This window comes from Bacillus sp. N12A5 (assembly GCF_026790125.1).
Lineage (GTDB): Bacteria > Bacillota > Bacilli > Bacillales > Bacillaceae > Bacillus.
In genome coordinates this window covers 23,520-35,080 of sequence record NZ_JALAMR010000010.1, presented here as the reverse complement: position 1 = coordinate 35,080, position 11,561 = coordinate 23,520, and the positions used below count along the sequence as shown (strand labels likewise).

The window sequence follows — 11,561 nt, the reverse complement described above, 5'->3', positions numbered from 1 at the left end:
TTTCTCTCTTTTTACGCAGATGAAGAGAAAAGGTGGTGAAATCTTTGGCCTCATTACGCGATATTAAGTCAAGGATCACGTCAACAAAAAAAACGAGCCAGATTACAAAAGCCATGCAGATGGTATCTGCGGCTAAGCTGAATCGTGCTGAAAACAATGCAAAATCATTTGTGCCATATATGGATAAGATCCAAGAGGTCGTATCAAACGTCGGGAGAGTTTCCGGCAACGTGAAGCATCCGATGCTTCTCAGCAGAGAAGTGAAAAAGACAGCATATCTTGTCATTACGTCTGACCGCGGTCTTGCCGGCGCTTTTAACAGTTCGGTTTTACGAAGTGCTTATCAGGCCATGCAAGAACGTCATCAGTCTAAGGATGAGTATGCGGTGATTGTCATCGGAAGAGTGGGCCGTGATTTCTTTAAGAAACGTGAGATTCCGATCATTTCCGAGTTAACAGGACTTGGGGATGAAGTAACGTTTACAGAAATTAAGGATCTTGCCCGACAAACGATCCAAATGTTTATAGATGGTGCGTTTGATGAATTGCACCTTGTTTATAACCATTTTGTCAGCGCCATTTCTCAAGAAGTAACGGAGAAAAAACTTCTGCCGTTATCTGATTTGGGCAGCGGCGGCGGAAAGAGAACGGCGTCTTATGAATTTGAACCGTCTGAAGAGGAGGTTCTGGAGGTTTTGCTTCCTCAATATGCAGAAAGCTTAATTTTCGGTGCGCTTCTTGACAGTAAAGCAAGTGAGCACGCTGCAAGAATGACGGCGATGAAAAACGCGACAGACAACGCGAAGGAACTTATCGATTCACTATCGCTTTCTTACAACCGCGCTCGCCAAGCAGCCATCACACAAGAAATTACGGAAATTGTCGGCGGAGCAGCCGCTTTAGAATAGAAAGAATTTGTCAGGAGGGATAGCGATGAAGAAAGGACGCGTTAGCCAGGTATTAGGACCGGTCGTCGACGTGCGTTTTGAAGACGGTCATTTGCCTGAAATTTATAATGCGATTAAAATTTCACAGCCAGCTACAAGTGAAAACGAAGTAGGTATTGATTTAACGCTTGAGGTCGCTCTTCATTTAGGCGATGATACAGTCCGTACAATCGCAATGGCATCTACGGATGGTGTTCAGCGCGGAATGGAAGCTGTTGATACAGGAGCGCCAATCTCAGTACCAGTTGGTGATGTAACACTCGGCCGTGTATTTAACGTACTCGGAGAAAATATTGATTTGAATGAGCCGGTTCCTGCGGATGCGAAAAAGGATCCGATTCACAGACAGGCGCCTTCATTTGATCAGCTTTCAACAGAAGTTGAAATTCTTGAAACAGGTATTAAAGTTGTTGACTTGCTAGCCCCATACATCAAGGGCGGTAAGATCGGATTGTTCGGCGGTGCCGGTGTAGGTAAAACCGTATTAATCCAGGAATTAATCAACAACATCGCGCAAGAGCACGGCGGTATTTCTGTATTCGCCGGTGTAGGAGAGCGTACTCGTGAAGGAAACGACCTTTTCTATGAAATGAGCGACTCTGGCGTAATTAACAAAACAGCCATGGTATTCGGGCAAATGAACGAGCCGCCGGGCGCACGTATGCGTGTTGCTTTGACAGGCCTTACAATGGCTGAGCACTTCCGTGATGTACAAGGACAGGACGTACTGTTCTTCATCGATAACATTTTCCGTTTCACACAAGCGGGTTCAGAGGTTTCAGCCCTTCTTGGCCGTATGCCTTCAGCGGTTGGTTATCAGCCGACGCTTGCAACTGAAATGGGTCAGCTCCAAGAGCGTATCACGTCTACTAACGTTGGATCAGTTACATCTATCCAGGCGATCTACGTGCCTGCCGATGACTACACTGACCCGGCGCCGGCAACTACGTTCGCTCACTTGGATGCGACAACAAACCTTGAGCGTAAGTTAACTGAAATGGGTATTTACCCTGCGGTTGATCCGTTGGCTTCTACATCACGCGCCCTTGCTCCTGAAATTGTCGGAGAAGAGCATTATGCTGTTGCCCGTGAAGTACAGTCAACGCTTCAGCGTTACAAAGAGCTTCAAGATATCATTGCGATTCTTGGTATGGATGAATTGAGTGATGAAGACAAGCTTGTCGTTCAACGCGCACGCCGCATTCAGTTCTTCCTTTCTCAAAACTTCCACGTGGCTGAACAGTTCACTGGACAAAAAGGTTCTTACGTGCCTGTAAAAGAAACGGTTAAAGGCTTCAAAGAAATCTTAGCCGGCAAATACGACCATCTTCCAGAAGATGCGTTCCGTCTTGTAGGACGTATCGAAGAAGTTGTTGAGAAAGCAAAAGAAATGGGTGTAGAAGTTTAATCTGGTCCTAGGAGGGTAAAAGCATGAAGACCGTTAAAGTCAATATCGTTACTCCCGACGGCCCAGTATACGATGCGGATATCGAAATGGTGAGTGTGAGAGCCGAAAGCGGCGATCTCGGTATTTTGCCAGGTCATATTCCAACCGTGGCTCCTCTTAAAATCGGCGCTGTCCGTCTGAAAAAAGACGGGCAGACTGAATTGGTTGCCGTCAGCGGCGGATTTGTAGAAGTCCGTCCTGATCAGGTCACCATTCTTGCCCAAGCTGCTGAGACAGCGGAAGGCATCGATCAAGAGCGCGCTGAAGCTGCACGCCAGCGGGCTCAGGAGCGTTTGAATTCTCAATCAGATGATACTGACATTCGTCGGGCTGAGCTTGCGTTACAGCGGGCTTTGAACAGATTGGATGTAGCAGGGAAATAAGAAAAAATCCTTCTCTTTATGAGAAGGATTTTTTTATGAACGCACAAGAGAATCAAACAGCGCCAGAAGCGGGTGCTCCTCTTTTTGGCGCAGGTATAAACCATCACAGGCATTCATTGTATGCCACGATTTGCGATGTCTTCTAAAGCCCATTGTATAAGCGCCGTCTGTGTAAGGATAAGGTTTTACCACCCATTCAGCATCTTCATGGTGGGCAATTACGCAATCTATCAGATAAACACTGATCATTTTCTCGAATTCTTCAATCGGTAGATTCCAATCAGCCAGCAAAAGCTCTTGGATACTTTGAAAATAAAGATTTTCAAGCTCTTCAAGGCTTTCTCTCGTGTAGGTAAGAGAAATGTTATAAAACTGACACAATTCATTCAGTTCTTCAATCTGTGACTGTCTATAATCATAATAGAATGCAATTGCTTCCCATTCCTGTTCAAAAATTGGCAGGTCCTCACCATATTGCTTTTCAGGCTGAAAAAAAGAATGATTCACGTTTGCCAGCTCCTTTCCAACAAAGTATACCATGTAAAAGAACCGCACTTTAAGCGGGGATTAGCCCTAGATTTGGCTGATTATTCCGTTCTGTATAAAATGTATCATCTTTATCTGTGCTTCTTATATAATAAGAAAGGGTTACGCGCGGAGAAAGGATGAAAGGAGTGGAATAGATGAGTGTATTGGGACAGCAGGCTGCAATCGGCATCGTTGTTCACCTGATTTTTATAGCGGTGACTTGGTGGGCGCTGCAAGCCGTCAATATTGATCCGTTAATCAAAAAAGGCAAAGTCGTGCAGGCAAGACTCCTGATGATTTTGCTGACAATCGCCATTGGAACGGCCGTTGCGAATTTCTTTTTAGATTACCTCAATTATTCACAGCAGCTTCCTTATCTATTTTAATAGGTTTTGAACATCATCATCTCGGGAATGGTTGGGAATCGGGTTGTAACGAATAACGCGAGTTTTGACGAAGATATTCACGTATGGCTCCTCTTGCCTCCGGTAACACTGGGGATAAGGGGGAGAGATGAACATGAAGAAAAAACAAGTAAGCCACGCCATTATCATATCCGTGATGCTAAGCTTCGTCATTGCTGTTTTCCATACCATTCATGCGAGTGAGTTAACGCCGTTAGCACAAATGGCAGAGGGGATGGAACGTCAAGATGTCTCAATAGATAAGTGGACATTGCATGCAAAACAAAATATGTCGCTGACCGAAAAAGAATTTTATAAAAAAGTGCAACGTTTAAAATCAGAGTATCGTCAATATGATTGGGCGATTGCACGGGAAGATAAAATCATAAAGGCAATTGGCACATATACTGACAAAAAAAATCGTGCTTCTTTTAGACTGCAGCTTGTCACAACCCTCAAAAAACACAACCCAACTTCGTATTTATTATATGAGCAAATGAGTCTTAAGGCACCGGATAGCTGGAATGATACATATGAACAGTTTGAACGGGAGACGCTTGGGATATTCCAAGAAAAAGTAGTTATTTTTACTTGTCTAAATGGTCATTTAGATGATAATATGAATATTGTTTTGCAAAAAAAAGCAAATCAGTTATTAAACGAATTTCAAGCAAGATCAGTAGAACATGTAGTTGAGCCAAATTTCGTTTCTATTTCTGCGTTTACAGATGAGTGGAAAGAGTACATCATGACCTCGAAACATAAAATGAATTTGCAAATTGCACTTAGAAGTGCAGGAATGGGCGGAAAACATACCGTTACGGTTGGCACACCAATCGTTACGACTGAATATTAATATAGAGAATTTAGGGACGCGGAGGGGAATACCTTGGAAAAAATCATCGTCCGCGGCGGTCAAAAGTTAAACGGCACAGTCAAAGTTGAAGGCGCTAAAAATGCCGTTTTACCTGTTATCGCTGCATCTTTATTAGCAAGTGAAGAAAAAAGCGTAATTTGTGATGTACCTACGCTCTCCGATGTATATACAATTAACGAAGTGTTGCGTCATTTAGGAGCAGATGTGCATTTTGAGAATAATGAAGTGACTGTAAATGCTTCATACGCTTTGCAAACTGAAGCACCTTTTGAATATGTTCGTAAAATGCGTGCATCTGTGCTTGTCATGGGGCCGCTTCTTGCGCGTACAGGTCATGCAAGAGTTGCGCTTCCGGGCGGATGTGCAATTGGTTCCAGGCCGATTGATCAGCATTTAAAAGGTTTTGAGGCAATGGGCGCAGAGATCAAAGTCGGCAATGGCTTCATCGAAGCCGAAGTAAAAGGCCGTCTGCAAGGCGCAAAAATCTATCTGGACTTCCCAAGTGTAGGAGCTACAGAGAACCTGATTATGGCAGCCGCTCTAGCGGAAGGAACAACAACGCTGGAGAACGTGGCGAAAGAACCCGAAATCGTTGATTTAGCAAACTATATCAACGGCATGGGCGGAAAAATCCGCGGAGCTGGCACCGGCACCATCAAAATTGAAGGAGTCGAAAAGCTTCACGGCGTAAAACACCATATTATTCCTGACCGTATTGAAGCGGGCACATTTATGGTTGCCGCTGCAATCACTGAAGGAAACGTATTAGTAAAAGGCGCGGTTCCTGAACACCTCACCTCTTTAATTGCAAAAATGGAAGAGATGGGTGTAACGATTAAGGATGAAGGTGAAGGCCTGCGTGTCATCGGTCCGAAAGAACTGAAACCGATTGACATTAAAACAATGCCACACCCGGGCTTCCCGACTGATATGCAGTCACAAATGATGGCGCTTCTGCTTCGTGCAAGCGGCACAAGCATGATTACAGAAACTGTTTTTGAAAACCGTTTTATGCATGCGGAAGAATTCCGCCGTATGAATGGTGATATCAAGATTGAAGGACGTTCTGTCATCATTAACGGCCCTGTACAGCTTCAGGGAGCTGAAGTTGCAGCGACTGACTTGCGTGCAGGTGCAGCGCTGATTCTTGCGGGGTTAGTAGCTGAAGGTCATACACGTGTTACTGAATTGAAGCACTTAGACCGCGGTTATGTTGATTTCCATAAGAAGCTGGCCGCTCTTGGCGCAGACATCGAACGTGTAAATGATGAGTCTGCTTCTGAGCAAGAGAACAAAGAAGTCGTATCTGACTTAAATGCATAAACGACCTGAAAATCAGTATGTCAATCTGGCATACTGGTTTTTATTTTTCGGGTATTATCATCATTATGCGCAAAATAGCAAAAAAGAATACGTAAATAACAAATAAAGTTTCTGTCCAAAACGAGAGTCATATTAGCTTGTCCCTGCCCATAGACTAGACTAGAGTCGAATCCCGAGCAGGAGGCAGCTGAATATGAAACAATTCGTAATCACACTATCCGTACTATTTGCATTGATTCTCTTGGTTCCCACACTCATGGTCATACCGTTCCAGCATAACAAGGAAGCAGGGGCCAGTGTAGAATCAGGAAAGACAGCAGTGAGCACGAAACCAGCATCAAAAGGAGCGGAAACGTTGAAAGCATCGCCTGTTTCTATTCCCGTCTATCGAACCGCAAATCAATCCGTAGAAGACATTCCGCTTGAAGAGTATGTGATTGGAGTCGTCGCCTCCGAAATGCCGGCAACCTTTGAATCTGAAGCGCTGAAAGCCCAGGCTCTTGCCGCCAGAACGTTTATTGTCAGACTGATGGTCGCTCATTCAGCGGTAGAGGCTCCTAAAGGCTCGCTGGTGGATGATACACAGATGTTCCAGGTGTATAAAAGCAAAGCGGAGCTGAAAAAACAGTGGGGCGCAAGCTATGAGGGAAAACTGAAGAAAATCACAGATGCGGTAGCCAGCACGCAAGGCAAAATTTTAACGTACAACAACCAGCCGATTGAAGCTTCATTTTTCTCCACAAGCAACGGCTACACAGAAAATGCTGAAGCCTATTGGACAAGTGCTATCCCATATTTAAAAAGCGTCAAAAGCGCTTGGGATAAAAAGTCGCCGAAATACTTGGCAACGAAAACCTTTACAGCGGCAGAATTTGAGCAAAAGCTTGGCGTTAAGCTGGATGGATCTTCTACAGTCGGAAAGATTACAGGAGAAACACCAGGCCACCAGGTGGCAACAGCCGTTATTAACGGCAAGACGCTGAAAGGAAGAGACATACGTGAAAAGCTGGGCCTTAATTCAGCTGATTTTGAATGGAAGCGAGACGGCGACACGATTACAGTCACGACAAAAGGATTTGGCCACGGTGTCGGGATGAGCCAATATGGCGCGAATTTTATGGCGAAAGAAGGAAAAACGGTTGATGACATTGTGAAGTACTATTATCAAGGCACAAAAATTTCTGAGGCCGATTCGTTTTTGAATAAATATATGGCGAAGAAGTAAAAAGACGCTCAATGAGCGTCTTTTTCTGTTCCTGAATGTCATTTATCTAAGAATGCTTGAAACCGTTCAGAGAGGCTTCTGGCTATCTTTAAGATGACAAGGGAACCAGTTCCTTTTTCCTGATTGCTGACTTTTAAGATTGTGGTAAAGAAATCCACATGTAGCGACAGACTTCGACAGACTCATATAACGAAAGCCGAAAGGCCGACAATCTTCTTTTTTCAGCGTAACGTTAGTCGGAAATCACTAATAAAAATAAAGCTTTCTATGCAAAAGTAAACAACAGCAATGGGGAACCCCGCCCTATTTATTTCTCGGTTTTTGTCGATTACGATAGGTTATGTTCAGCGTTGAACATCTGCACGCAGAAACAAACTTGTAAAGGGGTACAAACATGAAGAAAAGATTTTCACTGATCATGATGACAGGCTTGCTATTTGGATTAACTTCTCCTGCTTTTGCAGCTGAAAAGAAAGAACCTGAAGCTCCGGCAAACGTGGCAGTCTTGCTTGATGCCAGCGGAAGTATGGCCAAAAGAATAGACGGTGTATCTAAATTTAATTCAGCCAAAAAAGAAATTTCAAAGTTCGCAAGCTCACTGCCGGCAGGCACTCAGGTGAAAATGAGTGTGTTTGGTTCAGAAGGCAACAATAAAAATTCCGGAAAAATTCAATCATGTGAATCCATCCGGAACGTATACGGATTCCAAAGCTTTAATGAGCAAAGCTTCCTCAATTCTCTTAATGCAATTGGACCGACTGGCTGGACGCCCATTGCCAAAGCGTTGAAAGAGGCGAAATCTTCTTTTGACCAGCTTGATGCAAAAGGGGAAAAAGTGGTGTATCTGTTGACTGACGGAGAGGAAACATGCGGTGGAAATCCAATTAAAACAGCAAAAGAACTGCATAAAGACAATATCACCGTTAATGTAATCGGTTTTGATTATAAAGAGGGATACAAAGGCCAGCTGAATGCGATTGCGAAAGTAGGCGGCGGTGAATACTTCCCGGCTTATACTCAAAAAGATGTTGAGAAAATCTTCACTCAGCAATCACTGATGTTATCTAAATAAGAAAAAAGAGGCTGGTGAAGTCAGCCTCTTTTTTGTATGTAACAAAATGTTCAAAAGTGATGAGCTGTCTGCTTGTAGCATAGTAGCAGATTTCCGTAACTCAATCATGATTATGGCGAAAAAAGAATGAATGATGTCACAATCTGTATATGATTTCTGGGCGAAAATGGCTAAAAAAGATCGGCGTTTCAAGCGATTTTGTACAGAAAGTGAAAGCCGCACAAAAGGCAGCTTGCCCTATATCATTTTGCATTTTCATATTCTAGCATAAAGAAGAATCCAACTATAGTTGGAAAATTTGATAAAGAAAGGAAGGAAAACATGAAAAAATTGCTGGCTGCCGGTATCATTGGATTGCTGACTGTCTCCTTTGCATCTCCGTCTTTTGCCGCTGAGAAACAAGCTGACACAAATGTAGCTGTTTTGTTTGACGGAAGCGGAAGCATGGTTCAAAAAACGGGGGGAGAGCGCAAAATAGACATTGCAAAAAAATCAGTAAAGTCTTTTGCCGAGCTGCTTCCGAAGGATACAAATCTCATGCTTCGCGTTTTCGGACATGCAGGAAACAATAAACTGTCCGGCAAAGCTCTTTCATGCAGCACGACGGAAACCATTTACGGCCTTCATCCATATGAAGGATCGCTGTTTGACAATTCATTGAGTGAAATCAAGCCGACTGGCTGGACACCGATTGCCAAAGCACTTTCAGATACAAGAAAAGAATTTGAAGCATTTGGCGCTGACGGGAAAAACGTGGTGTATTTAATCACTGACGGTGAAGAAACATGCGGCGGAGATCCAGCGGCGGAAATTGAAAAACTTCGGAAAGCGAATGTGGATACCATTGTAAACATTATTGGCTTTAACTTTGATGTAAAAGGAAACGCAGAGATGAAACAGGCGGCTGTTGCTGGAGGAGGGGAATATATTTCAGCAAACAGCGCGGATGAATTTGAACAGGCTTGGGAAAAAGAAGCACAAAAATTTACTGAGTAATCATTTGAGTGAAGGCGCTCCCCCAGGCGCCTTTTTCAATTGGTTTAAAAACGACCAGTACGGGAATGATACCCTTAAAAGGGGTTGAACATATGAGATTATTAGGAATGATTTTTCTTATAGCTGCCGTGGCGTTTATATTGCTCGGTGTTTTTCTAAAACTGGCAGCCTTCTTTTTTGTCAGTATGCTCACCTTGATCGCAGCCATTGTGCTGTTTACGATCCTGAAAAAGAATCAGCATAATCAAACCTAGAGTCCTTTATATAGAGGGCTCTTTTTATGTCTCAGGATTCGACAAAATCCGAGGAGTGTGAAAAAATATAGAGGCAGGAACATTGCGGAGGGGAAGAAACATTGAATGATAAAGTAACTGCGGTCAGGGATGTATGGCGCTATGAACAAGGGGAAATCAGCAAAATAGAAGACCGGATGGTGACGGAATATCCTTTGACAGTAATACTAAACGGGAGTGAATTTGTGACGCTCGTTTGTACGCCGGAGCATATCAAGGAGCTTGTCATCGGATTTCTCGCATCAGAGGGTGTGATCCGATTTCAAAAAGAGATTAAAAGGTTTACAATAGATGAAAGTCTCGGTTTTGTTTATGTCGATCTCGTTCATCCTGAGACACTGGATCAAAAGGATTATACAAAACGTGTGATCGGCTCATGCTGCGGAAAGGGCCGCCATTTTTACTTTCAGCAGGATGTCAAAACCGCCAAAACGGCTGTCAGCCACATCAAGATATCGCCTGAAGCATGTCTGGCACTTATGAGAGACATGCAACAAGGGAGCGGAACGTTTCAGGATACGGGAGGCGTCCATAATGCGGCGCTTTGCGACACTGAGAAACTGCTGCTGATGCGCACTGATATCGGCCGGCACAACGCGCTTGATAAATTATACGGACACTGTCTTCTGAACGGATTGTCCGTCCGGGACAAACTGATTGTATTCAGCGGCAGAATCTCATCAGAGGTTCTGTTAAAAGCGGCAAAAATCGGCGTGTCGATTGTCATTTCCAAATCGGCTCCGACAGAGCTTGCGATTCAAATGGCAGAAGAATTAAATATCACAGCGATCGGATTTGTCAGAAACGGATCGTTTAATGTATATACACACCCTGAGAGAATCAGGGGATAGGAAGGGGCTGTAGCAATGAATACAGAATCGCGTCAGATGTTGGATAAAAGGAACAGGCCGCTGAGAGACCTTCGCATTTCTGTTACAGACCGCTGCAACTTCCGATGCACGTACTGTATGCCCGCCGAATTATTCGGTCCGGATTATCCTTTTTTAAAGAAAGAGGAGCTGCTCTCATTTGAGGAGCTGGAACGGCTTGCGACACTGTTTGTCACAAAATTCGGTGTTGAAAAAATCCGCTTAACCGGCGGAGAGCCGCTCATGAGAAAAGATATGCCAGAATTAATCAAAAAACTGGCCCGCATCCCGGGTGTCCGTGATATTGCGATGACAACAAATGGATCACTGCTTCCTGTTTATGCAAAGAGGCTTAAGGAAGCCGGGCTGAAAAGAGTCACGGTCAGCCTAGATTCGCTAGAGGACGAGCGATTTAAAAAGATAAACGGACGCGGGATTTCTGTCAGCAAGGTGCTGGAAGGCATTGAAGCGGCGAAGCAAGCGGGTCTCGGTGTGAAAATCAACATGGTCGTCCAAAAGGGCGTCAATGAAAAAGATATTCTGCCTATGGCGCGTTATTTTAAAGAAAAAGGGCATATCCTGAGATTCATCGAATTTATGGACGTGGGCAACACCAACCAATGGGAAAAGAAGGACGTCATGACAAAGGCCGAAATCATTGATTTGATCAATGAACACACGCCTGTGGAGCCGATCGCGCCTAATTATAAAGGTGAAGTGGCTTCTAGATTCCGCTACTTGGACGGTTCTGGAGAAATCGGCGTTATCTCATCTGTATCTGATGCGTTCTGCGGTTCGTGCAACAGGGCCCGTCTTTCTGCGAGAGGAGAGCTGTTTACCTGCTTATTCGCTTCAAGCGGATTTGACCTCAGAGCGCCGGTTCGGCAGGGATTAAGCGATGATGAACTGTCAGAAATGATCGGCACCGTATGGGAAAATCGGATCGATCAGTATTCGGTTGATCGTACGCTATCAAAAGCATCAGGCAAAAAGAAAGTGGAAATGTCTTATATTGGCGGTTAATATGAAATGAAGAGCTTATCGGCACTGTCCGGTAAGCTTTTTTTGATGAGAAAGCGCAAGTGCAAAAAATACATCCAAATACCGAAATATATAAAGATAGGCATAAAGAAGGAATCATTGTAAGAAAATTTTAATTCCAAAGCCATACATTATGATAAGATATAACCAATTAGA

Annotated in this window: 13 protein-coding genes; 12 read left to right on the top strand and 1 reads right to left on the bottom strand. The window is 44.0% G+C overall.

Annotation, left to right across the window (positions count from 1 at the left end; translation table 11 throughout):
• The first annotated feature begins 44 nt into the window (after positions 1-44).
• Genes atpG through MOC09_RS13305 form a run of 3 tightly spaced genes read left to right on the top strand, consistent with a single transcriptional unit; the run spans position 45 to position 2,777 of the window.
• Positions 45-908, top strand: coding sequence for an ATP synthase F1 subunit gamma (gene atpG, locus MOC09_RS13315; RefSeq protein ID WP_003235766.1), 864 nt, complete (start codon positions 45-47; stop codon positions 906-908).
• A gap of 25 nt (positions 909-933) precedes the next feature.
• Positions 934-2,355 (top strand): F0F1 ATP synthase subunit beta, encoded by a 1,422-nt coding sequence (atpD, locus tag MOC09_RS13310; RefSeq protein WP_268359431.1) that lies wholly within the window; start codon positions 934-936, stop codon positions 2,353-2,355.
• 23 nt (positions 2,356-2,378) lie between these two features.
• Entirely contained in the window at positions 2,379-2,777 is a 399-nt protein-coding gene (locus tag MOC09_RS13305; protein ID WP_268359433.1) for a F0F1 ATP synthase subunit epsilon, read from the top strand.
• 33 nt (positions 2,778-2,810) lie between these two features.
• On the opposite strand, the gene MOC09_RS13300 is transcribed toward MOC09_RS13305, so the two are convergent.
• Positions 2,811-3,284, bottom strand: coding sequence for a hypothetical protein (locus MOC09_RS13300; RefSeq protein ID WP_268359435.1), 474 nt, complete (start codon positions 3,282-3,284; stop codon positions 2,811-2,813).
• A gap of 176 nt (positions 3,285-3,460) precedes the next feature.
• Here MOC09_RS13300 and MOC09_RS13295 point away from each other — a divergent pair, with 176 nt between their 5' ends.
• The 9 genes from MOC09_RS13295 (at position 3,461) to moaA (ending at position 11,387) form a co-directional block, all read left to right on the top strand.
• Positions 3,461-3,691, top strand: coding sequence for a DUF1146 family protein (locus MOC09_RS13295; RefSeq protein ID WP_003227691.1), 231 nt, complete (start codon positions 3,461-3,463; stop codon positions 3,689-3,691).
• Between the two features lie 133 nt (positions 3,692-3,824).
• Complete coding sequence (locus tag MOC09_RS13290) at positions 3,825-4,565, top strand: YwmB family TATA-box binding protein (protein WP_268370795.1); 741 nt, start codon at positions 3,825-3,827, stop codon at positions 4,563-4,565.
• Positions 4,566-4,598: 33 nt separating this feature from the next.
• Entirely contained in the window at positions 4,599-5,909 is a 1,311-nt protein-coding gene (murA, locus tag MOC09_RS13285; protein WP_014478251.1) for a UDP-N-acetylglucosamine 1-carboxyvinyltransferase, read from the top strand.
• A gap of 193 nt (positions 5,910-6,102) precedes the next feature.
• Positions 6,103-7,134 (top strand): stage II sporulation protein D, encoded by a 1,032-nt coding sequence (gene spoIID, locus MOC09_RS13280; protein WP_268370793.1) that lies wholly within the window; start codon positions 6,103-6,105, stop codon positions 7,132-7,134.
• Between the two features lie 394 nt (positions 7,135-7,528).
• Positions 7,529-8,206 (top strand): vWA domain-containing protein, encoded by a 678-nt coding sequence (locus MOC09_RS13275; protein ID WP_268370791.1) that lies wholly within the window; start codon positions 7,529-7,531, stop codon positions 8,204-8,206.
• A 321-nt stretch (positions 8,207-8,527) separates the two neighbouring features.
• A complete protein-coding gene (locus MOC09_RS13270) occupies positions 8,528-9,202 on the top strand; it encodes a vWA domain-containing protein (RefSeq protein ID WP_268359442.1) in 675 nt (224 codons plus the stop codon).
• Positions 9,203-9,294: 92 nt separating this feature from the next.
• Complete coding sequence (locus MOC09_RS13265) at positions 9,295-9,456, top strand: hypothetical protein (RefSeq protein ID WP_019259723.1); 162 nt, start codon at positions 9,295-9,297, stop codon at positions 9,454-9,456.
• 101 nt (positions 9,457-9,557) lie between these two features.
• On the top strand, positions 9,558-10,346 hold the full coding sequence (gene fdhD / locus MOC09_RS13260) for a formate dehydrogenase accessory sulfurtransferase FdhD (protein WP_268359444.1): 789 nt from the start codon (positions 9,558-9,560) through the stop codon (positions 10,344-10,346).
• Between the two features lie 15 nt (positions 10,347-10,361).
• Positions 10,362-11,387 carry a GTP 3',8-cyclase MoaA gene (gene moaA, locus MOC09_RS13255; protein ID WP_268370788.1) on the top strand — a complete coding sequence of 342 codons (1,026 nt, stop codon included), beginning with the start codon at positions 10,362-10,364 and terminating at the stop codon, positions 11,385-11,387.
• Positions 11,388-11,561: the final 174 nt, after the last annotated feature.